Source organism: Marinobacterium aestuarii, assembly GCF_001651805.1.
In the GTDB taxonomy this organism is placed as follows: domain Bacteria; phylum Pseudomonadota; class Gammaproteobacteria; order Pseudomonadales; family Balneatricaceae; genus Marinobacterium_A; species Marinobacterium_A aestuarii.
On the sequence record NZ_CP015839.1, the window covers coordinates 4,228,087 to 4,252,349 of the forward strand.

Here is a 24,263-nt window from a genome sequence, read left to right on the forward strand (position 1 = left end):
AGCGGAGCTACGACATGACGATAAAAATGATTCCCCTTCTGGCGGCCACGGCCCTGAGCAGCCTCCTGAGCGCCGGCGTTTACGCCGCCGTCTCGGAGCAGCAGTTGACCCGCCTCGGCACCGAGCTAACCCCGGTCGGCGCCGAGAAAGCCGGTAATGCTGCCGGCACCATTCCGGCCTGGGACGGCGGCCTGCCCGCCTCCAGTGGCGATCGCTACAGCAACCCCTACGCCGGCGAGGCGCCGCTGTTCACCATCAGCGCAGCCAATGTTGGCAGCTATGCCGACCAGCTGTCGCCGGGACAACTGGCGATGTTCAAACGCTATCCCGACAGCTTCAAAATGAACGTGTACCCCACTCACCGCACGGCGGCCTACCCGGATTCGGTCTATGCTGCGATCCGCCAGAACGCAGCCTCGGCGACCCTGACGGACAACGGCTACGGTGTGCGCAACCTGCAGGAAGGCAGCGCCTTCCCGGTGCCGGAAAATGGTCTGCAAGTGATCTGGAATCACATGACCCGCTACCGTGGCGGTGCACTGGAACGCACCTTCGTGCAGGTGCCAGTACAGAGCAATGGCAGCTTCACGCCGGTGAAAATCAACGAGAAAATGACCTGGCCGACCTATCTGGAAGGCGGCGCCGACAAGACCAAGGATGACAATATTCTGTTCTATTTCGTCCAGGAAGTGCAGGCACCGGCGCGCCTGACCGGCAACATCCTGCTGGTGCATGAAACTCTGGATCAGGTCAGCCAGCCACGCCAGGCCTGGACCTACAACGCCGGCCAGCGCCGGGTGCGCCGCGCCCCGGAAGTGGCCTATGACGCACCGGGCACCGCCACCGACGGACAGCGCACCACCGACAACCTCGACCTGTTCAATGGCGCCCCGGATCGTTACGACTGGAAGCTGATCGGCAAGCAGGAACTCTACATTCCCTACAACAGCTTCAAGCTGGCCGACCGCGCCCTTAAATACGAACAAATCCTGCAGCCGGGTCATATCAACCCCGACCTGACCCGCTACGAACTGCACCGCGTATGGAAGGTCGAGGCGACTCTCAAAAGCGGTGAGCGCCATATCTATGCCAAGCGGGTGTTTTATATAGATGAGGACAGCTGGCAGGCCAGCGTGGTGGATCACTACGACGGTCGCGGCGAACTCTGGCGCGTCGCCGAAGCACACCAGTTCCAGTACCGCGACGTACAGGTACCCTGGCTGGTGGCCGAAGCCCTCTACGACCTGCAGTCCGGCCGCTACCTGGTGGGCAGCCTGACCAACGAGGAAGGCATTGGCTTCGACTTCAGCCAGCGCTTTAGCCACAGCGATTTTACGCCCCAGGCGGTACGTCGCATGGGTAAACGCTAGCAGTCTGCTAGCCAGATCGACTCAATAGCCCCCTACCGTACGTTCTGCGGAACACAGGGCATCGCGGCGCCACAAGCGCCGCGATGCCCTTTTTTATTGTGCCCTTGCTGTCCACCCAGAATTGCCCGCTCACCAACAGCACAGAAGGCAGACATTGCCGAGCCTTGCAGCCCGCGGACTTTCATCGGGACAAAAAAAGCGGCCACTGGGGCCGCTGAAACTTGGAAACTCTGCTGGAGAACTTCTCGCTTGCATGGGTTAAGACCCAGCGTTCTGGCGGATGGTTCCCGACAATTGCGAAAAAATTAAACAATTGTTCGGATTTTTTAATCACAGCTGTATTCCCAGCGTGCAGACAAGGCTTCCCTGTCACCACAGGCAAGGTACAATTGGCCGCTGAAAATTTCACCTCGTCAGGAAAACCCATGTCCTCGATGCTCGAATACTTTGCCGCCACCGATTCGGACGAATCGCATCGGGCCATACGCAACTCCCTGCCGGGCCAGGAACTGTACCGTGCTTACGACGAGTGGGGCCCGGTCTGCGTGCTGGAAGACGGCCCGCGGCGCTACCTGTCCTTTGGCGATGGCGGCGAACAGAGCTGTATCGACATGACAGACCCGGCCCTGCCGGTGTTTGAATACGTCCAGGCCATGTTGCTGGCCCTGCTCTATATGCCGAATCCGGCCCATGTATCGCTGTTTGGCCTGGGCGGCGGCAACCTCAGCAACTGCCTGCAGGCCTACGATACACAAATGCAGCTAACCGTTGTAGAGCTGCGCCAGCAGGTAGTGGATATCGCCCGCAACTGGCTTTCCCTGACCGAAACCGACCGCTTTGAGCTGCTGATCGACGATGCCGAAGCCTTCGCCGCCCGTGGTACAACCAAGACCGATATCATCTTCAGCGACCTTTACCTGGATGATGGCATGCAGCTGATTCAACTGGAGCAGGATTTTCAGTCCGACTGCTACAGCCTGCTGAACGATCAGGGCATGCTGGTACTGAACCTGTGGGATCAGGGCCAGGCCCGCAACCGCTCGGCACTGACCCGCATGAAGGATCTGTTCGACGGCCAGTGCCTGCTGTGCCCGGTCAATGGTGGCAACCTCATCGTGCTCGCCTTCAAGGGCGGCCTGCCGCAGAACAATCCAAGGCGCTTGCAGCAGCAGGCCAAGCAGCTGGGCAAGACTCTGGGTATCCCGCTGCAGCGCCTGCTCAACCAATTGAAGCCAATCTAAGCTGTAGCTTCCCCATCTTACCCGCTGCACATGCCGCAGACAGGCTGCGCCGCGGTGGTATTGCCTGCGCAGGGCTGGGATAATAGGCGTATTCGGTACTCCATCGACACGTTTTCAGAGGACACAAGATGCCACTGCTCGACAGCTTTACCGTAGACCACACCCGCATGGCAGCACCGGCAGTGCGTGTCGCCAAGACCATGACTACGCCTGGCGGCGATACCATTACCGTATTCGATCTGCGCTTTTGCGTGCCCAACGAGGAAATCCTCAGCGAACGCGGCATTCACACCCTGGAGCATCTGTTTGCAGGCTTCATGCGTGATCACCTCAATGGCCAGGGCGTCGAGATCATCGATATCTCTCCCATGGGCTGTCGCACCGGTTTCTACATGAGTCTGATCGGCCAGCCCGATGAAGCCCGTGTTGGCGCCGCCTGGCTTGCCGCCATGGACGATGTGCTCGCCGTACAGGATCAGAACAAGATCCCCGAGCTGAACGTATACCAGTGCGGTACCTACGCGATGCACTCGCTGGATGAGGCCAAGCAGATCGCTGAAAACATTCGCAGCCGCGGCGTGGGTGTCAACAGCAACCAGCAGCTCAAGCTGGACGAAGAGTTTCTGGCCAAGCACTCCTGAGCGAGCGCACTCCCCGCCTCATCAATGAAAGGACAGCCCCATGGTCGCAATCGGCCGTTACAACACCCTCAGCGTCATCAAGCAGAAAGAATTCGGTGTTTACCTTGATGGCGAAAACCTCGGCGAAATTCTGCTGCCGGCACGCCATGTGCCCGACGACTGCAAGGTCGGCGATACGCTGGAGGTTTTCGTCTACCTGGACTCAGAAGATTTCCTGATCGCCACGACCGACAAGCCGCTGGCACAGGTGGGGGACTTTGTACTGCTGCGTTGTGCCGATGTAACACCCGTCGGTGCCTTCCTCGACTGGGGGCTGCCCAAGCAGCTGCTGGTACCCTTCTCCGAGCAGCCCGTGCGGATGCAGAAGGACAAGAGCTATCTGGTGTACATTTACCTGGATAACATCACCAACCGCATTGTCGCCACCACCAAGCTGGACCGTTTTCTGGACAGGACCCCGGCCGAGTACAAGGAAGGCGAAGCCGTCGAGCTGACCATCGCCAACCGCACTGACCTGGGTATCAAAGCCGTGGTAAACGGCACCCACTGGGGTCTGATTCACCAGTCTGACCTGTTTCGCCGGCTGCATTTCGGGCAGAACCTGCAGGGTTACATCAAGCAGATTCGCCCCGACGGTAAGCTCGATCTGTGCCTCGACAAACCGGGCTACGGCAAGGTCAGTGGTCTGGCAGGCCAAGTGCTGGAGCGCCTCAAGGCTGAAGGCGGCTATATGGCTGTGAACGACAAGACCGATCCGCAGGTCATCACCCGCCTGTTCGGCAGCAGCAAAAAGGCCTTCAAGATGGCCATAGGCACGCTCTACAAGCAGCGCCTGATCGACATCAGCCCGGACGGCATACGCCTGATCGACGGCGACTGATCACACCAGCCTCTCTGCCCCACCTTGCCATGCCTCTGACCTGGAAACACAGGCCAGAGGCATGCTCTCTTTACGCCGCACGACCCTGTACCTTGTTACTCGTCTATTTTGGTCGCCATCACGCTCAGATCGAATGGCGTGATCTGGTAGACGTAATAATTCAGCCAGTTGGCAAACACCAGATTACCGTGGCTGCGCCACCGGTTCTGTGGCGCCTGCTCGGCATCGTCTCCGGGAAAATAGTTCTGCGGCGCTGCCGGATTCAGCCCTGCCAACAGATCACGCTGATACTCCTGGGCCAGCGTCAGGGCGTCGTATTCCGGATGACCGGTCAGATACACCTGACGCCGGTCAGGGCTGGCCATCAGGTAACTGCCGGCCGTCTCGGAGCTGGCCAGAATGCGCAGGTCGGTATGTTCGCTTATAAAGTCCACCGGGAAGTCGGCATTGCGCGAATGCGGCGCCCAGAAAGCGTCATCGAAACCGCGTACCAGCGGATCACTGGCCAACAGTGTACGGTGCTCATAGACGCCTGAAAGCTTCTCATCGCGGGTACGCTTTGGCAGGTCGTACAGCACTTTCAGGCCCGCCTGCGCGGCCCAGCACAGAAACAGCGTCGAGCTGACATGCTGGCGCGACCAGTGAATGATTTCCTCCACCTGATCCCAGTAGAGCACGTCCTCGAAAGACACCAACCCCAGGGGCGCACCGGTAATGATCAGACCATCGTAGTTGTTCCCACGCACTTCATCGAAACTGCGGTAAAAGCTGTCCAGATGCTCGGCGGGCGTATGCCGGCTTTCACGGTTATCCACCCGCAGGAATTCGATCCCTACCTGCAGGGGCGTATTGGACAGCAACCGCACCAGCTGATTTTCGGTCTCGATCTTCTTGGGCATCAGATTGAGAATCAGCACTTTGAGCGGGCGCACATCCTGATGCATCGCACGGCTTTCGCTCATCACGAAGATATTCTCGCTTCGCAACAAATCGGCGGCTGGCAACTGGTCAGGAATCTTGATGGGCATCGCTGGGGGCTCTCCTCGTATCACGACAATAATTGTTACCGGAACAGAATAGCGAGATGCCTGGCGCTAAACAATGATTACGCAAATGCAATACGATGCTGGCACACTCTCTTCAATACCCGGCCTGCGGTACTGCCATGGCCACCATCCAGACCTCTCGCCAGAAACGCGATGAAAGCCTCAACGGAACGCCTGGGTGGCACGCCGTCAAGCCCGTTCTTTTCCACGGAATCTGTGGATAACTCTATGGAAAAGATATACACAACCTCCGATACACCGCTCTCAGCCCAGTAAAGACGGGGCCTGTGCCTGACTGGTGAATCTTCGTCCAGCCCGCCTGCACAGAAAAAATATAGTGTTTGACATACAGGGTAAGAGCCCGAAATACGTGGGCTTGACCCCTATCAGGGGCCAGAAAAAGATTGGGAATAACTGCGCTGTCAATATTGACAGCACGCAGCTGCAACAAAAATGTCAAATAATGGAACCCAGCCAGCGTTCACTTATGCACAGAGCAGATTCAATAGACCGCCAAACACGAAAAAGCCCGCAGGCGCGGGCTTTTATCAGGGCAATCATGGGCACGTTAAACAGCCGCTTTAACTCTGCGGCAGTACTGCCCCCTCGACCACGGGGAAGACGCGGTCATATGCCAGGTTATAGAGGTAAGCAAACACCAGGTAGAAGAGCACCATTCCGACATCCATCGCCAGCGCCTGCCACAGGCTGACCTGCAGCCACCAGGCAATAACCGGCAGGGTGACCAGCAGCAGGCCGCCCTCGAACAGCAGCGCATGCACAACCCTGTCCCGCTGGCGCTTGATACTGGTACCGCGGCGGCGCAACAGCCACTGGTCAAACAGGCGGTTGTAGTAGTAGTTCCACAGCATGGCCAGTAACGAGAACAGCACCGCCAGCGCGCCGAAATGCTGCATGTCCAGATCCAGCAGCCAGCTGCCAAGGCCTGTCAGCAACACCAACCCAATCAGCTCAAACCCCACCGTATGACGAATCCGATCTGCCGTGTTTCTCATCGTTCCCCGCTCCATGCCTGTCATCTGTCTCAATGGCGCCATAGTATCGGCATAAAGCGAGACAAGTAAGTCAGTTACTATCTATAAAAGCGATAGATAAAAGATAGATGCAGCAGCTACCTGGCCAAAAACAAAACCCCCGCGACGCAGGGCGTCCGGGGGTTCTTGAAGCAACTGACTTTACCGGGTCAATCAGGCGTTGGCCGCCAACCACTGCTCCAGCTCGTCTGCCGTACCCACATGCAGGCCATCGATGTAAACCTGTGGCGTTGTGCCGCGACCGGAGATCGCCGTCAGGCTGGAGTAGCTGACGCCTCCCTGCCCCAGTACGATCTCTTCATAGCGGAACTCATGCTCACTCAGGACCTTCTTGGCACGGGTACAGTGCGGGCAGCCGGGCTTGGTGATAATAGTCACGCGCTTGGGCTGCTGGGCCTGCGGGTTAATGTAGTTCAGCATAGTATCGGCATCGGACACTTCAAACGGGTCGCCCGGCAGGTCAGGTTCGATAAACATCTTGTCGATCACACCGTCTTTCACCAGCATGGAATAGCGCCAGCTGCGCTTGCCAAAGCCGAGGTCCGCCTTGTCCACCAGCATGCCCATACCGTCGCTGAACTCGCCATTGCCATCGGGCAATACCTGAATGTGCGCCAGTTTCTGATCTTCCGCCCAGGCATTCATGACAAAAGCATCGTTAACCGACAGACAGATAATGCTGTCGACACCGTTGGCCTGAAACACCGGCGCCAGCTCGTTGTAGCGCGGCAGGTGAGTAGTGGAGCAGGTTGGCGTGAAAGCGCCTGGCAGGGCAAACAGGATCACATTCTTGCCGGCAAAGATCTCGTCACTGGTCAGGTCCTGCCAGTCATTGCCCACGCGAGTACGAAAGGTAACCTGAGGTACGCGCTGTCCTTCTTTGTGCTGCATTGATATAGCTCCTGTTGCTGAATTCTGATGACGTGCAGCCTGGGCTGCTTGAGGAATGAAACTAGAATACTCAAGGACTGACTGACAATGAAATTAACTAACACAATACCTTCGATAAATTTTGCATATAGTCATTCGCCGCTTATCCAGGCCTGAACTCGCTCGGCCAGGAACACACCGGTACCAGGTCAGCATGCCGACTGAATAGTGTTTCTATTTATATCCAAAGAGTGCGATAAAGATCCCTCGTCTTGATGAGGCCATCGCGCCCCCTGCACAGGTTATTGAACACCTTGGACACCACTACCCTGACACTGCTACTGGATATAGCTCCCTTTGAATGGTCCGGCATTCTTGCCAGCGTGCTGGCGGGCAGCATTGTCGGCACCGAACGCCAGCTGCTGGGCAAACCCTGCGGTATAAGAACCAGCTCCCTGATTGTGCTGGGCACCTACCTGTTTATCGCCCTCGCCGGAGCACATTATGATGGTGGCGATGGCTCCCGGGTGCTGGGACAGATAGTCACGGGGATCGGCTTTCTGGGGGCCGGCGTGATTCTGGCCAAGGACGGTATCGTTCTGGGTGTCACCTCGGCGGCGGCCATCTGGTCACTGGCGGCCATCGGCGCCATCATTGGCGAGGGCCATCACCTGACGGGCGTAAAACTGGCGGTGCTGGTGGTGCTCGTGCTGGTCGGTGTGGATCTGCTGGAACACAGTTTCTCCGCCATGCGCCGCGGCGTACATGCCCAGTTTGGGCGCCTGAGACGCAAATAACGGCGGCGGACAGGCCCGCCGCCCAGAGCGCGGCAGGCCTTGCTTTCAGTCTTGATTCAGTTGCCTGGCGTAGGCTCGCCCGAATAACAGGAGCCTGTTTCCCGCCCTTACCATTAGCCGTTAGATCCGGAGCCCCCATGGACTACAGCCTTTCGATTCTGGTCGCCGCACTGGCACTGATCTCCCTGGGACTGTCCCGCCCTGCGCGTTCGGTCAATGCCTTTTTCCGCGGCCAGTCCGAGAACGCCGAACCGCCCGGGCTCTTAACGCTGACCTTCTCCCAGGTTACGACCTGGATTTTTGCCCGCTCCCTGATGAATGCGGCCATCCTCGGCTTTTTCTATGGAATCTGGGGGACTCTTGCCTACGCCGCCTATTACCTTTCGTTCTGGATTGGTGGGCGCATCATCGACAAGTTGCGCTTTGAGCAGGGTTTTGACAGCGTGCAGGCATTTCTGCAAAACCGCTTTGGCAACTGGGGCACCCGCTGTTACAACCTGGTCATCGGCATCCGGCTGATCAGTGAAGTTTTTGCCAACCTGCTGGTCATCGGCATTTTGTTCGGCACCACCGGCAGCAATGCCTATACCCTGGCCATAATCGCGTTTTCCGGCATTACGCTGGCGTATTCGCTGCTCGGCGGTCTGCATGCATCCCTGCGCACCGACCTGTTCCAGATGATGCTGTTTCTGCTGGTACTGGTGGTGCTGGTGTTCGTGGCGTTCGGAGCCCCAGACGTGAATCTCGATATGCTGCTGTTCAAGCCGTTCGAGCTAGATCAGCCCGGTCCCATCCTGCTGCTGGTGGCATTGCTGCAGGTGTGGAGCTATCCCATGCATGACCCGGTCATGATGGACCGTGGCTTTCTGGCCGACCGTGAAACCACCCGCCGCAGCTTTTTCCACGCCGGCTGGATCAGCATTGCCTGCATCACCGCCTTTGGTAGCCTGGGCGTACTCGCCGGCGCCCAGGCATCCGCTGGCGAGGCCATGAATACAGTGCTGGCGCGGATACTGGGCGAGATCCCGCTACTGCTGTTTAACGCCGCCCTGGTGATCTCCGCCATGTCCACCCTGGACAGCACCCTGTCGAGCTCCGCCAAGCTGGTGGCGCTGGATATGAAAGCGGTACCAACGACGGTGCAGAACGGCCGCCTGGTGATGGTTGTCTTTATGCTGCTGGGACTGTGCTGCGTCTTCCTCGGCAACAAGGATCTATTCAGTGCGGTCGCCGTCAGCGGCACCGCTTCCATGTACCTTGCGCCCGTGGTGCTGATTTCCCTCTGGGGCGGGCGCACCGATGTCCCGCTGTGGAGCTATCTGGCCAGTTTCGTTCTCGCTATAAGCGGTGCCGTGCTCTATTTCACCGAATCATCCGGTTACAGCGCCCTGCTGGGCGATGTCCATAAATACACCAAGTTGCTGTGGATCTCGGCCACCCTGCTGACCAGCGGCCTGCTGCTGTTCTGGCTTGGCTGCCTCAGTGCCGGCACTCCCAAGTTCAAGCAGGCAGAACAGGTCGGATGAGCGCACAGACAGACGTAAAAGACCTCGGTGTCCTGACCGGACCTGTGATGATCTTTGGCGGTCCCTACAGCAACCTGCAGGCCACCCGGGCACTGCTGCAGACCGCCAACAGACTGGGACTCTCTGCCAGCCAGCTCATCTGTACCGGCGATGCCGTGGCCTATTGCGCCGATACCGAGGCCACCGTCCGGCTGCTGCGCGATGCCGGCGTCCACTGGATTCAGGGCAATTGTGAGGCGTCGCTGGGCAATCGCATAGATGATTGTGGCTGTGGCTTTGAGGAGGGCAGCAGCTGCGCGATTCTGTCCGACAGCTGGTATAGCTACGCCGACAGAACCATCAGTGATGACAGCCGGGCCTGGCTGCGTACACTGCCTGCGCAGCTACGCTTTAGCCTTAACGGGCGGCGTATCCAGGTGGTGCATGGGGCTGCGGATCAGATCAACCGCTTCGTGTTTGAATCCACACCCCAGGACGAAAAACAACGTCAGCTGGATCTTGCTCAGGCCGACGTGCTGATCGGCGGCCACTGTGGCCTGCCCTTCGGTCAGGCCTGGGGCTCGGGAGCCTGGCTCAATGCGGGTGTGATTGGTATGCCAGCGAATGATGGCACCAGGAACGGCTGGTACATGCTGCTGATACCGGACGCTGAACGTCTCAAGGTGAGCTGGCACCGGCTCAACTATGCCGCGACAGAGGCGGTAGACGCCATGCGTTTTGCCGGTCTGCCCACGGGGTATCAGGATGCACTGCTCAGCGGACTCTGGCCCAATATTGATATTCTGCCCGCGGCGGAACAAAGCCAACGGGGCCAGCCCTTGCAACTGGCCCCACTGCTGATTTAACCCAAGAAGCTTAACGCCCTGAACTCAATGACGACGGCCGTCGCCCGAGCGGAAAAACTGCCGGTGGCCGTCGTGCCTGCCACTGCCTGAGCGGGTATAACGGTAGTCTCCCCCGCCGCTGCGGCGATATGAACGATCGCCATCAAACCGACGCCGCCCGTCACTATGCCCTTTATAGCCGGGCCTCGAATAATCATGCCGGTAACTCGGCGAGCGGTCGTAGTGGCGTGGGCGGTAGTGGTGTCTTGGCGCAGAATAATGCCGGCGCGGCGCGGAATAGCCTCGGGAATGATAATGGCGCGAACGACCCGATAGGTAGCCATAGGGCGCATAGCTGTAGGGCCCGCCGAGGTACAGACTAAAGCCGTTACCGTGAATGGCGGCGCCACTAAAGAAGATGCCGACATCCACATCCGCCTGGGACGGACTGGCGATCAGACTCAATGCCAACACCCCTGCACTTAATAATCTGACCTTCATGACACAACTCCCATATTCTCACTTACCTCTAAGACCCCTGCCAGCAATGCGAGTTGCGCGATCAATTTTCAGCCAACCTTAAGGCCTGATTCAGTTATCGGGTAGCTCGCTGGGTCCCGGACCATTGATAACACTGTGCCCCGTTTCGGGCGCGGCGTAGAGCAGGCAGTCACTGCAGGCAATCAGCGGATTGTCGGTCACCATAAACAGCTTCAGCGGCTGGGCGGCATAAAGTCGCTGCCCCTGTACATCGAAAAACTGTGGCAGCACATCTGCCCCCGCAGCATCGCGCAGACACATCCGGCTACGCGCCCGCGGCCCGAGCCAGAACAGGAAGGTGCCACTGTCGACCAGACCGAAGTTATAGCGCTCCAGGTGGCGCGGCACTGTAATGTCCGCCGCAGGATCTGGTTCATCGGCAAAGGTCAGTTTGGTTTCCGGCGCCAGCTCCAGCCGCACCGGATGGTGGTACAGATCCATATGCAGGCCTGCGGGCGGCAGCTGCAGCACCTGCTCGGCCTGCAAAAAACGCCAGACACCCTCCACTGCCAGCCGGTCCGCCGCCGGATCCCGATTACCGCCGCACTCGATGGTTGCCACCGGAAAATCGAGGCGGCTGATTTCCATCAGGGCGCCAAGGCGGATATCGGTAATGATCAGACGACGGGTAAATAGCGCCACCAGGGCTTCATGGGCCGGATCCTCGTGGGTCACCACGCCAAAAGGCGGGTTCATGCCAGAGGTGTTGTGAATATCAATCAGGCACTCGGGCCTGTATTTATCCAGCAGCGTCAGGGTCTGTTCGGCAAGCCGGCCTGGCTTGCCATCGAAGGGCGGGCGGAAACAGCGGTTCAGATCGCGCTCGCCGGGCAACTGACGCCACGAAAACAGCGGCGGCTCCAGTGCCGCCGAAACCGACAGAATAAAGCACAGCAAAGTGATAGCGGGCTGCTCACCATTGCGCAGCCAGCCGTGAACTGCCTTCAGTCCCGAAAGCTCATTGCCGTGCAGCAGCGTACTCAGTGCCCGGCAGCGGCTCGGGTCCCGCCCCTGCACGATAATCAGGGTAGGCCCGTCCAGCTGGCGCAGAAACTCCTGCGGCGTACGGGCAATGTCCGCAGGGGCGGGATCGCGCAGAATTGTAATACTGTCGTCCGGCATCAGTGCATATCCGTCCACTCTGCAACAGGCTGGTTAAGATCGGCACGCACACGGTAGCCTTCGAGCATGGTCTTCAACGCGCGGTGCCGGCTGAGGCGGCGGTTCAGGCGCCCCACCTGGCCAAGCTGCCAGGTCGCCCCCGTACAGCTGCGCTCAAGCCGCTGTTCGATAATCCCAAGATAGTGCCCGCTTTCCGCCGCGCCTATGCCGATGCGTTTCAACCCCTGTGCCGCCACCGGCAGAAGCTCATGCGCCAGCCTGGCAAGCGGTACTTCCTCCAGCCGGCGGTTACAGGACGACGGCCACAACAGCTGGGCCTTGATGCCTACCTCTGCGCTACGGTAAAAATTGTGCTCCAGCATGGCAAAGGGCAACGCCGGCATCAGCTCGGCAATATCCCCCCGCAGCCCCTCTGCCAGCCCGATCAGAAAGGCGGCGTTGGCCATCATGTCGCAGGCCGTGGGGCCTGCAGGCAAGGCACGCATCTCGATCCGCAAATGGCCACCGCAGCTATCGTCATAAATAACCCTGTTCCAGGGCCAGATTGTACCCTGATGCAGACGTAACTCATGCAGTTTCGGCAGGCCACCGTTTTGCACCATTTCCATATCATCCTCGCCCTCCTGACACACCGGCAAGAGCGCGTCATGCAGCAGCGCCGATTCGGCAAACAGCTCGTAGGCACCCTCGCGCACCCAACCGGTCCCCAGGTTTACCCGAGAGGCCCTGCGGCTGCTGTGCCCGTTACCGCCGGGCCCATTGCTGCCGGCGCCATCGATGGCATGCTTGAACAGTGGAATCCGCGTTTCATGCCAGAGTCGATGCCCCAGCAGGAAGGGAGAGTTTCCGGCGAGCGCCAGCACGACAGGCGTTACCAGCTGCATGGCATTGTAGGTATCGGCAAAGTCAGCGGGCCGCACGCGGTAGTGCAGCTGCAGCGAGGTATTGGCGCCTTCGAGCGTCACATCGCGGGCCCGCAGCGAGATAGGTTCGTCACCATTGATACGCACCTGGATGCGTTCACCGCGAATACGACTCAGCCCATCCGTCAGAGCCTGATAGCGGCACTGATCGGTCATGACATGGGGACCGAAATCACGACGGCGCAGCGTCGGCAGAATGCCGATCGCCAGAATATGGCCTCCGTGGACCAGCGCGGACTGCTCCAGTGCCGCCACGGCGGCGCGTATTTCGGCTTCGATGCGGGAAAAAGGGGTGCCCTGAATGGGCACCGGTGTGAGGTTGTATTCCAGGTTATAGCGGTTGAGTTCCAGCGTCAGCTGAGGATCTGCCCTGGCATCCTGAATCGCACTGTTAACCAGTAAGGGATGTCCATTGCGATCGACAATGCAGAGTTCAAGTTCCGCACCCAGAGATCCTGGGCCTTCGCCAAAACCGGGCCTTTGCAGCAACGCCTTCAGCGCCTGCAGATTGCTCCCCAGGCGCTGGTAGAAGCCGCTGAACTCCTGCGGCGTAAAACTGGACTTGTCGATTTCGAGTCCCATTACCGTCCTGCACTTTAAGGCATCCCTAAAGCGTAGACAGCGAAGCGCTCAGACTCCAGTCTGGGCGCTCTGTACCTCAGGCCGCGCCGCGGTTGCCATAGATGACGTCGACGATTTCCCTAAAGCTGGTAGCTCGCTCGGTGATGTCCACGGGTATATGCAGCTTGCGGGCAATATCGCTGGCCGAAATGATGCCGCAGATCTGTTGATCTTCGGGCCGCACGACCAGCATGTGCTGGGACCCGACATCCTGCAGAGTCTTTAGCACGTCACCAATGCAGCAGTTGCTGATTTGCTGAATCGACAACCCGGCCAGCTTTGCACTGGGCGTCATTACATCGGCAATACTCAGCTCGTCCCGCCGCAGCCCCTGGCTCTGGGCGATACTCAGCACCTTGCGGCTCTCCAGATCCATCAGACTGATAATGCCGCGAAATTTCTCGCTGCCATCCATCACTATGACCGAGCGCACGTGGGCTTTTTTCATCATCAGCAGCGCGTCGTTGATCCCCACATCCAGCTCCAGCGCCAGCGGGCGCGTCAATTCAAAGCTGGTCATAATACTGCTCGCAGGGCTGTCCAGGCTTAGCGTTTCGCCCTCAGGTGTCGACAAACGGCTGTAGTCACTCAGGGACAGGGTTTTAAGTTCACGGTAAGTACGCATGGCAATAGCCTCCCTCAAATACGAGGAATAATCATTAAACGGAAAGTAAAAATACTCAGGTTCAGGGATCAGGCTACGGCAGGCGGTGCTCGGGCATGCTTGAAGGTACAGGGAGCAGGTTGCCAGCCCAGAATCGGGCCAACGGGGGAATACAGTAACGCGGTTGTCGCCTGCGTTGAGGAGGATACCGCAGGGCCCGGATCATCGCCACTGAGATCATTGGCTCTGTCCAGCCGGGAGCCGTCGGTGTCTGCACGGCTGTCCGCGATTTCCAGTGTCTGCAAGCTGGCGACCGAGACCGCCTCTGGTTCCGGCAATTTTGGCCACAGCACCACAAAACCTGCGAGCAGCAACAGGAAAGTCAGGTGAAGCAAGGTGGTACAGCGGCGACTGTCGGTTGACGGTCGATCTGGCAAGCAGGTGTGCATCAGTGAGTCAGAATCCAAAACGGCAACAAGTACAGACTTCGACACTATCCCTGCCACGAGTTCCGGTCAATGTTTGCGGTAACAAAAACAGTCACCTGAGGTCAGGCGACCACGCCTGCCTGGACTGCACGATAGTCGCTGTTAGCGGCCGATTCGGTTAAGCTACGCATCTTTTTTGCAATTCGAACCGGGTCGCGCTGGCGGCTCACAGGTAACTATGAGTACGTTTAACGCCCTCGGCCTTATTGATCCCCTGCAGCAGGCACTGGCGGAGCTCGAATACCGCAGCCCCACCGCCGTGCAGACCCAGGCAATTCCCGCCATTCTGAGCGGTGCCGACCTGGTGGCCGAAGCCCAGACCGGTACCGGTAAAACCGCCGCCTTCGCCCTGCCAATACTGCAGCACCTGAGTGCCGAGCCCGCCTCTGATGAGATTCGTCCGATACGCGCCCTGGTGCTGGTCCCCACCAGGGAACTGGCGCTGCAGGTTGCCGAAAGCATGGACGCCTACGGCCGTTACCTGAGCCTGCGCACCATCGCACTCTATGGCGGCAGCCGGGTGGAAAGCCAGATCGACCGGCTGAAGCGCGGCGCCGATATACTGGTGGCAACGCCGGGTCGCCTGCTGGATCTGATGCACCAGGGCATCTTCGATCTGCGCCAGCTGCAGATGCTGGTGCTGGACGAAGCCGACCGCATGCTGGATCTGGGCTTTATTGAAGATATTCGCCAGCTGCGCAAAAAAATGCCGCGCCACTGTCAGACCCTGCTGTTCTCGGCCACCCTGTCCGAGGCCATCGAAGAGCTGGTGCCCGAATTTCTGCAAAAGCCTACCTGGGTGCGGGTCACCAAGCGCAACTCCACCGCCAAAACCGTGCTGCAGTTCGCCTATGCGGTGGATCAGTCCGACAAATGCGACGTGCTCAGCTATCTGATTCAGGGTGGAAAATGGGCCCAGGTACTGGTGTTCACCCGCACCAAGAAGCGCGCCGACATGGTGGCCGACTATCTGCAGGCCGAGGGTATTGATGCCCGCGCACTGCATGGCGACAAGCCACAGCGCGAGCGCGTCGGCGTACTGCGCGACTTCAGCCAGGGCAAGGTCCGCATTCTGGTCGCCACAGACGTGGCCGCCCGCGGCCTGGATATCGACTCACTGCCACGGGTCGTCAATTACGACCTGCCCAATGTCCCCGAAGCCTATGTTCATCGTATCGGCCGCACCGGACGTGCCGGTGGCAAGGGCCAGGCGATATCTCTGGTATCCCCGGATGAAAAGCGCTACCTGGTCGCCATCGAAGCCCTGATCGGTCGCCCGCTGTCGATCAAGCCTGTGCCCTATCAGGGCAGCAATGCCGCCGACGATAACCACAGCCTTCGCGCCTCGAAAAACTCACGCCTGCGCGCCAAGATGAAACCGGTACCGGTTAAAGCAGCCCCGGCACCCATGCCCGAAGTCGACGACACCAACACCCGCGCGGTGCGGCCGTCCTTGCTGTCAGCGTCCAAAAAGCGCAAGAAGTAATACTGAGAAACCTGATCAGCTAGCAGCCGGGCTACTCGACGTCTGGCCGTCGCGACCATGATGGTCGCTTACGGGTTGTATACGACACGAAGCGAACACTGCAGGATTGGTTTAGCACCTGCCGTAACCGGCATATTTATTACCGGGTAGGTGAGCACCTGAAGGACCGAAACCCAATACCTGCACTACTCTAAGATTGCCAAATTCAGTAAGTGTTATCGCTATCGGATAATCCCGATTTCGCCTCTCGGCGACTCACTTTTCTTTGCTCGTGCAAATAAAAGTAAGCAAAAGAAAGCACGCCCCAATGAAGTCTTTTCGCTGCGCGCTGGTCCGATTTTCCGGGCATCGCTGACGTCACGTCCCTGTGCCGCATCGGCGGCTCGGCGTCCATGCCTTGCCCCTGCCGGGCCTGATCGAAAAATAGGCCCAGTGCTCGCCGGCTTCACAAGGGGAAAATGGCCGTTCTGCTATATTGGCGGGGCGGTGATGTTGAGTTCAGATCTATAATCCATTAGACAGATCAGGGGACCTAAGAATTTCTGCGTTCACGGGGCCAGGTCTTGCCTTTTTCCCTCAGCTGAGAAACAAGCGCAAATGATCGATGACCCTGGAGCCCCGCCCCGGAGCGCTCTATTACGATTTAGCCTTCAATAAATCGCGTATCTCCGTTAGCAACACCTCTTCCGCTGAAGGTACTGGTGGGGCCTTAGGCAGGGCAAAGGCATGAACGTTTTTTGAACAAACGAATCACTTCTGGTTGATTTTTGATGTGATCACCATGAAACTTGCCCATTTCTCACCATGATTCAGAACAGCCCAACACTGCTCGACCGTATGATGGCACTGGAAGATCCCCGTCAGGCCGCCAAATGCACCCACGACCTCGGCGGGGTCGTCTTCATGGCAACATGCGGGTTGCTCTGTGGTGCCGACGACTGGAACGCCATCGCACTCTTCGCTGAAGTACGCGAGGAATGGTTCAGGCAGTACCTGAAACTGCCGGGTGGCATACCCTCACATGATACCTTCAACCGCCTGTTCTCACTGCTTGATCCAGCTCAGTTCCGAGAGCTGTTCACCCGTTGGGTGCAGGATGTCCTGATCGACACGCCTCTCTCGGGCGTGGTTGCCATCGACGGTAAAACCGTGCGCGGATCCCGGTCGGGCAACCAGGGTGCGATCCATATGGTCAACGCTTGGTCGACGGAGCTGGGTGTCTCGCTCGGGCAATACAAGGTTGATAAAAAGTCTAATGAAATCAAAGCTATTCCCGAGTTGCTGGATATTCTGATGCTGCGCGGTTGCCTGGTGACGTTGGATGCAATGGGATGCCAGAAGAAGATTGCCAACAAGATTCTCTCGGCTGAAGCGGACTACCTGCTGGCGATCAAGCGCAATCAACGCAAGCTCCATGCTGAGGCGGATACCTGGTTCGATCGTTACTGGTCCGAGCACCCGGATGATGTGCCCGGTCTCTCGTTTGCAGAGGTTCACAGTAACACGCATGGGCGTCAGGAGCTGCGGCGCTGCTGGGTGCTACATGATCTGGAGAGCTGTCCGGTTGCCACATCCTGGAACGCCCGCACGATCGCAGCCGTCCAGCTGGATCGTAGCAGTGCCGGAACATCGACCAGCCTAGTGCGCTATTTTGTCTCCAGCAGGACCATGGATGCCAATGATGTACTTCAGGCAACGCGTCAGCACTGGCAAGTGGAGAATGGCCTTCACTGGGTGCTGGACGTGGCCTTCGGTGAGGATCAATCGCGTGCGCGGCAGGGCTATGCCGCTGAGAATCTGGCCACGTTACGACAGATTGCACTGAATCTGCTGAAGCAGGACACCACTGTCAAAGTCGGGATCAAGAACAAGCGCAAGGGGTGCGGCTGGAGTGACCGTTACCTGTTTCACATTCTCGGGCTGATCAAATAGTGTTCATGCGTTTGCCCTGGCGCGCCTCCTACCTGTTAAATTTAGCCCCCCTGCGGGGGCTATTAACCCGGCGGACAAATAGGCATAGATAGAGTATAATCCGTGCATGAAAAAATTAGACACACGGAAAGTCTCTTCTGAGCTTCAGCAACACAACCGCGACTTGGCTATCCGGCTGTTTCAGCAAGGTCACAAAAGGGCAGAAATCGCGGAGATTATAGGTGTCCACTATACCGTTGCCTGCAGCTGGATCAGGGCCTGGAAGCTGGGCGGTGAGCAGGCGATAAAGCTTGGACAAAGAGGCCGGAGGCCCGAAGAGCAGCGGCGTCTAACCGGTGCTCAAGAGTCTATTTTGAAGAAGCTGATTTGCGACAAAAACCCGGACCAAATGAAACTGCCTTTTGCGCTCTGGAATCGCAAAGCGATACAGGCGGTAGTCAAGCAAATGTGGAATGTTCGTATTGCAATCCGCACCATCGGGGACTACCTAAAACGCTGGGGGTTCACGCCCCAGAAGCCCGCAAAACGGGCTTATGAGCGTAATCCGAAGGCGGTAAAAGACTGGTTGGATAGCACCTACCCGGGGATTAAAAAACGCGCATCTGTAGAAGGTGCAGAGATCTATTGGGGCGATGAAACAGGTATCCGTAACGACTGCCAACACAGTCGTGGGTACGCCCCGAAAGGGGAAACCCCGGTCGTCGAAATCAACGCCAAGCGGTTTTCGACGAACATGATCTCAGCGGTCAATAACCGAGGCACCGTCCGCTTCATGATGTATGGAGAGAACATGACCGCAAAAGTGCTGCTTCGGTTTATGAAACGGCTGATTAAGGACGCTGAGCGAAAGGTCTTTCTCGTTTTGGACAATCTTCGAGTTCATCATGCGAAGCTGGTGAAGGCGTGGCTGGTTCGGCATGCAGACGAAATAGAGGTTTTCTATTTGCCTGCGTACTCGCCGGACCTGAATCCGGATGAGTACTTGAATGCTGACTTGAAAGCCGGGATCCGCAGTGCGGCACCCGCTAGAAATCAAGCGGATTTGGCGGGTAAGGTGCTGAGTCACATGCGGATGCTGCAAAAGATGCCAGAGCGAGTTGCGAAATACTTTGAGCATCCGGCGATCAACTACGCCTCCTAGAGGTATTTGCCCGCCGGGTTAATACCATACGGCTCAATCACAGGCTCCATCACCCATTTTTCTCGATAGAAGAATTCCTATCGTTACTCCTGCGATTGCTGAAACAACGCCTCCCACAAAATACACTTTAAAGACCACGATCGCGCCAAGCATACCATTAAAATCAATCAAACCTCCAAGCTGACCATTTATAAAATGCGCAATTGAACCCACGAAAGGTAATATTATAGCATGCGACATACCTAATAAAAATTTATAAGACACAGCCAAATATGAAGTTATGAATGAAGCAAGAAAGGGTAAAAACCATAAAATGGTCAATACTAAATCACGATCAAATCCCATTCTATAATAAACATAATCATGGAAATATATTGCAAATTCACCGATAACCACAAAGAAAACTATTAACATAAACCCAAGTGACCATGCGCCTTTAAAAATAATTCTCATATAATCGACCTGAATTTTAACCACAAAAGAGAGTTGGACTATATCCATACTATCCTAACGGGGCCCTGTATTAATCCCGAGGGCTCAAAACTTGATTTTCATTTACGGTATCCATTGCGTATAGCACTACTAAATATAATAAATTTTTTCTGAAAAAAGAACACAAACAAAACAATAGAAAAAAGCATTATCACAATATACATAAGAAAACCGTAGCCGATAATAGTCTCTTTTGAAACGATAAAAACAAATAAAACAACATTCACTAAAAACATATTTATTTTTAAAATTTTGCGAGCGACCTCGGCACAACCTACATTAATATTAGATCTAAACAAAAGCCAAAGATAATAAACCAACAAAACAAAATACATAAAATAAGCCAAGCACAAAAAAAATATATAATTGGAACTACCCCATCTATACTTCACCTTTAAGCTAAAAAAACCAATTAGAATAACGACAATAAAACCCACGTAAAAAAGAGCTTATAATTTTTAATTATTTCAGAAAGAAAGTGAATCTCGAATTACCATTTTTCGCACGCCCTTTGTGAATATTAATATTACTTCTATTCATAACGTAAAAATCAAATACCTCTGTAACATCCGACATAAATAAACTGCCACATAAAATAAAAACAAAACCTTTAGCTAACAATATATTTCTTACTAAGAATCCATCACCAGTAGCATACGCCAACCGCAGATCTGTTTTTATCATATGATCTAATAGATACCCTTTTGAGATCGAAAAACAAACCTCAACGAATCCGTCATTTATTAATTTACTGGAAAGTAAATTGGCATCTAAAGCATTACCTCTCATACAACCCCGCTAGCAATAAAATAAAAACAACACTGCTCCCCATCCTATGACGTAATCCAAGTGGCAACGAGAGTCTCTGCCGCCGAGCGGACATTATTCAACAACAACTTATCACAAAGCTTTCGTGCTCTTGCCCTCCAAGCCCTATCACGTCCACAGACGTCATATCCAAACACCGGCCCGAAGCAAATACCCTACCGTTGCAATGGCTAAACGCACACAGCGTACCTATTTAACTCTACCCCTGTTTTTCGAAATAAATCTAATGAAGTAATTGCATCAATAACATTTTTAATAAACCTCCAGGATGACTGGAAAAATTTCCTTCCAGTTCAAAAATCAATTACTGCTATTCATTGTCCGTCTCATTGGAAACAGCACCTTTAAAGGATATGGTTATAGGCCTTATTAACGAATACAGCCACAAACCTAATATGCTTATTACCCACATGAATCCAGCAAAGAAAAAGCTAAATAATGGCCACATGATCATTGAAAGTATAAATCCCATAAAACCTGTGATGGGTTTCTGCTCCCACCTCACTGTCTCAGCACCAAATATTGCCAAAACACCGAAAATAAAAAACATAACAAAGAATCCACCAGCCAATCCTATAAAATAAATTTTAAATACTGAACCTTTGGTTATTTTATTAGCTGTAACATTCATAATCACTCCTAATCCAGAAATTTTTACCAGACCGTTGCACTAAGCCTCGTGTTTTTATTCACAGTGTCAGATATCTCTCACGGTAACCGATCACATCTCAAAATATTTTATATCTTCCCACCCAGCATAGAATGAAAGTGTGTCGCGACCCAAAAAAAACCAAAAAACCAACGATTGCTAATATCGCGAATGAAATAATACTGGCAATTAGCCTTGATTTTAATCATAACTTCGTTAGTTTTAAAGTTAGTATTTAACCAATAACCGGCATTGTAACAATCAAAATACTCAGATCATTTATGATCGTTTTCTGTTCATGCATTTCAAATACGAACAAAATGTCTAATATACAAAGATATATGGAATAGACAACTGCCAACGTGAGGTTAGCCAAAAAAACACGTTGATTAGCGCTCATCGTAATACCATCCTTATATTTCAGTTACAAGTAAGTCCGCGAGCGGTTACATGACAAATATATGCCTGATTACCCATGAAATGCAGCCACCGTTGGACGCAACTCACTTACGTCGATCTCCCGGTTCTGGGGGAGTTCCGGGGACAGTATACTTATTTCAACCCACGCACTACCGACGTCGATCGCAACTCAGTCAAGTTAACTCGTGAACGAAATCACATGGCAGTAACGAGTTCGTCGATTTAGGTATACTGCCCTCGGATCCCGAATATTGTGCCCAAAAAAGAAAGACGAACAATCGAAAATTTAAAAAACATACTAGAATCAATAGATTACCGGCCATGCATGAGTACGCATTTGCACTACCGATCCAGCTATTTAATTTTTAGCCTTATCAAATCATCTCGTGACTCTTCTGCACCTGACTCATCAAGATAAATAATTGAATCCATTATACCCTTCCTATAAATCAGATTAACGTCGTGTTTACCATCTTGATCCGTATCAATTTTAACCCTGCTTATCCCCCCCCTCATACTCTATGTCAGTATCGTAGACACCATAAAAATTATCATCGCCGTGCTCATAAACTGGAATTGAAAATCGATCATAATTAATCACAGAGTCTTCTTTTCCGTCATGATTTCTATCTATTCTCATCTGTTTAAGTGTTGAGTTATAACGATATAAATACTGTACATCTGAAGTACCATCCCTATTCATATCAAAAGAAGCCATCTTAATATTATAGTTAAAATATCCGTAAAAACTGAGCGCACCAACAACCAAACCAATAACAAAGACGCTTATTAATTTCATTGCCTTGCCCCCCCATAGTAGACATGCACAGCTTGAAGGCAGTTCCCAGGGAGCTGGAGCTGGCAATTTTGGGGACAGTATACCTATTTCCACCTACGCACTACCGACGTCGATCGTAACTCAGCCCAGCTAACTCGTGAACGAAATCACATGGCAGTGACGAGTTCGTCGATTTAGGTATACATCCCCCGGAATCCCTGATAAAAATAGAAATTTGTATAACATAAAATCACACCACCATCGCCAATAAAAATGGCTCCCCCATACGAAAACAAGTTAGTCATAAAGCTATTTTTTTCTTTCGAAGTTTACCTTACTTACAATAAACCAATACAATAAAAAACCAGCAAGAAAATCTATTGGCCAAATCCATATAGACCCCCAAAGCAAAGCCGTTATTATCGGAGTAAATATTACAAAAAAAATTAAACCAGCTATCATGTTATTTCTACGATAGTCTTTTCCCTTAAGATGCGCCCCACAGTTTGAGCACCGAACATCCCCATTCGATTCAACCTTAAAAATATTTATTGACTTAGAACATTCCGGGCAACTGGGCATTTTCATTTGCACTCATCTTTTTCTTCATTACACACCGCACTACACACAACACCAATAGTTCCTCTACAAGCTGCACCTGGTGGAGAAATGATACTACCAAGTATTTGACAAGGCATAGCGACGACTCTGCATACAATTGGACATGTAGGACTTTTCCTGGTATCACGACCATCCCCATTCCTCATTACACACTCAACGGTTATGCACCTTGCGTCAGGGTTGGGTGGTGGTGGATCCAGTTGACAACTAAATCCACGTCGAAAGTCAAATAATAGGTGAGATCCTTTCCCACAAAGAAGCCCTAGTGGATCAACATAACTTAGAGGATTTCCCCCACCATACGTATAAGTATTCAAACCACCTTGTAACCCAATCGGGTCGCTCTCAACATACCGCCCAACACTCGGGTCATAATCCCGAAAATAATTGTAGTACAGCCCCGTCTCGGCATCAAAATACTGTCCGGGAAAACGCAAATTGAACGTAAACCGTTGACCATCGCCATCGGGGTCTTCATCGGCCAGGCTGTCGCCAAACGGCTTGGGTTCCCATCGCCAGACGACTTCAGCACTATTATCAGTAACAGCCATAGGTGCGCTGAGCTGATTGGTGTGGACATGGTAGACCTCCCCGCCCTGTAGGATCGCGACTGGCATGGTACCCATCCAGATGATTTCCTGCCGGGTATAACCGTCGATGTCATACTCACCCAGTAATTGCGGGCCTGTATAGACAAAGCGGGTCTCGGTTGTGGCATTCACCCATTCGCCAAGGCGGCAATCTTTGGGCAGATCCGGATCGTCTTTTTCACTGCCAATCTGGGTAGCGATACAGGCATTATCATGCATATCAACATTCCCATCCTGATTCAGGTTAGTCTGCAGTCACATCATTTAAGTACAAATACGAACTGTGCACAGCTATTTTCTACTCGCTCTTTACGGATGTTAATTTTACTCCTATTCATGACATAAAAATCGAACACTTCCGTAACATCGTGAAGAAAAAAACTGGAGAACAACGTTAGTACTATACCTTTAGCTAACAATATATTCCTTAGTATTTGGCCATCATTCATCGTATACGCTAAGCGTAAATCTGTTTTTATCATCTGATCTAAAAACCTCCCCTTTAACATTGATAATTTAACTTCAACGCGCCCATCAATAATTAATTGATTTGATAGCTTATCGGCATCGAAACTTTCTCCCTTCAATTAAAACCCTCCCATATAATTAGGCCCATCACCACCCATATCATCAAAATCATCCCAATCCACTTTTGGTTTCTTCGCAAGACAAACAAATTGTTTTAATCGCGCACCTATCATACATATTTTTTTTGTAAAATAGCTACTGCACTTAAGATCACACCTATTGCGGTCACGCCTAAAATCCTTCTCACATC

General features: G+C 54.1%; 24 protein-coding genes. 10 read left to right on the forward strand and 14 right to left on the reverse strand.

What is annotated here, in order from left to right; translation table 11 throughout:
• The first annotated feature begins 14 nt into the window (after positions 1-14).
• From A8C75_RS18535 to A8C75_RS18550, 4 genes are all read left to right on the forward strand, one after another.
• Positions 15-1,370, forward strand: coding sequence for a DUF1329 domain-containing protein (locus A8C75_RS18535; RefSeq protein WP_067385734.1), 1,356 nt, complete (start codon positions 15-17; stop codon positions 1,368-1,370).
• Positions 1,371-1,795: 425 nt separating this feature from the next.
• Positions 1,796-2,611 carry a spermine/spermidine synthase domain-containing protein gene (locus tag A8C75_RS18540; protein ID WP_084784154.1) on the forward strand — a complete coding sequence of 272 codons (816 nt, stop codon included), beginning with the start codon at positions 1,796-1,798 and terminating at the stop codon, positions 2,609-2,611.
• Positions 2,612-2,739: 128 nt separating this feature from the next.
• Complete coding sequence (luxS, locus tag A8C75_RS18545; RefSeq protein WP_067385736.1) at positions 2,740-3,252, forward strand: S-ribosylhomocysteine lyase; 513 nt, start codon at positions 2,740-2,742, stop codon at positions 3,250-3,252.
• Between the two features lie 40 nt (positions 3,253-3,292).
• Entirely contained in the window at positions 3,293-4,132 is an 840-nt protein-coding gene (locus A8C75_RS18550; protein WP_067385738.1) for a CvfB family protein, read from the forward strand.
• A 95-nt stretch (positions 4,133-4,227) separates the two neighbouring features.
• Here the strand turns inward: A8C75_RS18550 and metA are convergent, their stop codons facing one another.
• The 3 genes from metA to A8C75_RS18565 form a co-directional block, all read right to left on the reverse strand.
• On the reverse strand, positions 4,228-5,160 hold the full coding sequence (gene metA / locus A8C75_RS18555; RefSeq protein WP_067385740.1) for a homoserine O-acetyltransferase MetA: 933 nt from the start codon (positions 5,158-5,160) through the stop codon (positions 4,228-4,230).
• A 599-nt stretch (positions 5,161-5,759) separates the two neighbouring features.
• Positions 5,760-6,194, reverse strand: a complete 435-nt coding sequence (locus A8C75_RS18560) for a PACE efflux transporter (RefSeq protein WP_067385742.1) — start codon at positions 6,192-6,194, stop codon at positions 5,760-5,762.
• Positions 6,195-6,386: 192 nt separating this feature from the next.
• Complete coding sequence (locus tag A8C75_RS18565; protein ID WP_067385744.1) at positions 6,387-7,124, reverse strand: glutathione peroxidase; 738 nt, start codon at positions 7,122-7,124, stop codon at positions 6,387-6,389.
• 293 nt (positions 7,125-7,417) lie between these two features.
• On the opposite strand from A8C75_RS18565, the gene A8C75_RS18570 reads away from it, so the two are divergent.
• The 3 genes from A8C75_RS18570 (at position 7,418) to A8C75_RS18580 (ending at position 10,271) form a co-directional block, all read left to right on the forward strand.
• A complete protein-coding gene (locus A8C75_RS18570) occupies positions 7,418-7,900 on the forward strand; it encodes an MgtC/SapB family protein (RefSeq protein WP_227819964.1) in 483 nt (160 codons plus the stop codon).
• A gap of 137 nt (positions 7,901-8,037) precedes the next feature.
• A complete protein-coding gene (locus A8C75_RS18575) occupies positions 8,038-9,426 on the forward strand; it encodes a sodium:solute symporter family transporter (RefSeq protein WP_067385746.1) in 1,389 nt (462 codons plus the stop codon).
• Positions 9,423-10,271 (forward strand): metallophosphoesterase family protein, encoded by an 849-nt coding sequence (locus tag A8C75_RS18580; protein WP_067385748.1) that lies wholly within the window; start codon positions 9,423-9,425, stop codon positions 10,269-10,271. Before A8C75_RS18575 ends, A8C75_RS18580 begins: the two co-directional genes overlap by 4 nt.
• 24 nt (positions 10,272-10,295) lie before the next feature.
• Here A8C75_RS18580 and A8C75_RS18585 read toward each other — a convergent pair whose 3' ends face one another.
• From A8C75_RS18585 to A8C75_RS18605, 5 genes are all read right to left on the reverse strand, one after another.
• A complete protein-coding gene (locus A8C75_RS18585) occupies positions 10,296-10,751 on the reverse strand; it encodes a hypothetical protein (protein ID WP_157890328.1) in 456 nt (151 codons plus the stop codon).
• Between the two features lie 90 nt (positions 10,752-10,841).
• Positions 10,842-11,912 carry a M14 family metallopeptidase gene (locus A8C75_RS18590; RefSeq protein WP_067385752.1) on the reverse strand — a complete coding sequence of 357 codons (1,071 nt, stop codon included), beginning with the start codon at positions 11,910-11,912 and terminating at the stop codon, positions 10,842-10,844.
• On the reverse strand, positions 11,912-13,417 hold the full coding sequence (locus A8C75_RS18595; RefSeq protein WP_067385754.1) for a glutamate-cysteine ligase family protein: 1,506 nt from the start codon (positions 13,415-13,417) through the stop codon (positions 11,912-11,914). The genes A8C75_RS18590 and A8C75_RS18595 overlap by 1 nt, the downstream gene beginning before the upstream one ends.
• 76 nt (positions 13,418-13,493) lie before the next feature.
• Entirely contained in the window at positions 13,494-14,081 is a 588-nt protein-coding gene (locus A8C75_RS18600) for a CBS domain-containing protein (RefSeq protein ID WP_067385756.1), read from the reverse strand.
• Positions 14,082-14,149: 68 nt separating this feature from the next.
• Positions 14,150-14,455 carry a hypothetical protein gene (locus A8C75_RS18605; RefSeq protein WP_067385758.1) on the reverse strand — a complete coding sequence of 102 codons (306 nt, stop codon included), beginning with the start codon at positions 14,453-14,455 and terminating at the stop codon, positions 14,150-14,152.
• A 271-nt stretch (positions 14,456-14,726) separates the two neighbouring features.
• Here A8C75_RS18605 and A8C75_RS18610 point away from each other — a divergent pair, with 271 nt between their 5' ends.
• The 3 genes from A8C75_RS18610 (at position 14,727) to A8C75_RS18620 (ending at position 19,107) form a co-directional block, all read left to right on the forward strand.
• Complete coding sequence (locus A8C75_RS18610) at positions 14,727-16,034, forward strand: DEAD/DEAH box helicase (RefSeq protein ID WP_067385760.1); 1,308 nt, start codon at positions 14,727-14,729, stop codon at positions 16,032-16,034.
• Positions 16,035-16,838: 804 nt separating this feature from the next.
• Positions 16,839-17,966: an ISAs1 family transposase gene (locus A8C75_RS18615; RefSeq protein WP_067385762.1), complete on the forward strand. Its 1,128-nt coding sequence runs from the start codon at positions 16,839-16,841 to the stop codon at positions 17,964-17,966.
• A gap of 106 nt (positions 17,967-18,072) precedes the next feature.
• Positions 18,073-19,107 (forward strand): IS630 family transposase, encoded by a 1,035-nt coding sequence (locus A8C75_RS18620; RefSeq protein ID WP_067378204.1) that lies wholly within the window; start codon positions 18,073-18,075, stop codon positions 19,105-19,107.
• Between the two features lie 33 nt (positions 19,108-19,140).
• Here the strand turns inward: A8C75_RS18620 and A8C75_RS18625 are convergent, their stop codons facing one another.
• From A8C75_RS18625 to A8C75_RS23765, 6 genes are all read right to left on the reverse strand, one after another.
• Positions 19,141-19,608: a hypothetical protein gene (locus tag A8C75_RS18625; protein ID WP_067385764.1), complete on the reverse strand. Its 468-nt coding sequence runs from the start codon at positions 19,606-19,608 to the stop codon at positions 19,141-19,143.
• Positions 19,609-20,061: 453 nt separating this feature from the next.
• Entirely contained in the window at positions 20,062-20,388 is a 327-nt protein-coding gene (locus A8C75_RS23695) for a hypothetical protein (RefSeq protein WP_157890329.1), read from the reverse strand.
• 349 nt (positions 20,389-20,737) lie between these two features.
• Complete coding sequence (locus tag A8C75_RS18635) at positions 20,738-21,058, reverse strand: hypothetical protein (protein WP_067385767.1); 321 nt, start codon at positions 21,056-21,058, stop codon at positions 20,738-20,740.
• A 928-nt stretch (positions 21,059-21,986) separates the two neighbouring features.
• Positions 21,987-22,295: a hypothetical protein gene (locus A8C75_RS18640; RefSeq protein ID WP_067385769.1), complete on the reverse strand. Its 309-nt coding sequence runs from the start codon at positions 22,293-22,295 to the stop codon at positions 21,987-21,989.
• A gap of 563 nt (positions 22,296-22,858) precedes the next feature.
• On the reverse strand, positions 22,859-23,704 hold the full coding sequence (locus A8C75_RS24195; protein WP_084784156.1) for an RHS repeat domain-containing protein: 846 nt from the start codon (positions 23,702-23,704) through the stop codon (positions 22,859-22,861).
• Between the two features lie 41 nt (positions 23,705-23,745).
• Positions 23,746-24,072 carry a hypothetical protein gene (locus A8C75_RS23765; protein ID WP_162272107.1) on the reverse strand — a complete coding sequence of 109 codons (327 nt, stop codon included), beginning with the start codon at positions 24,070-24,072 and terminating at the stop codon, positions 23,746-23,748.
• Between the last annotated feature and the right edge of the window lie 191 nt (positions 24,073-24,263).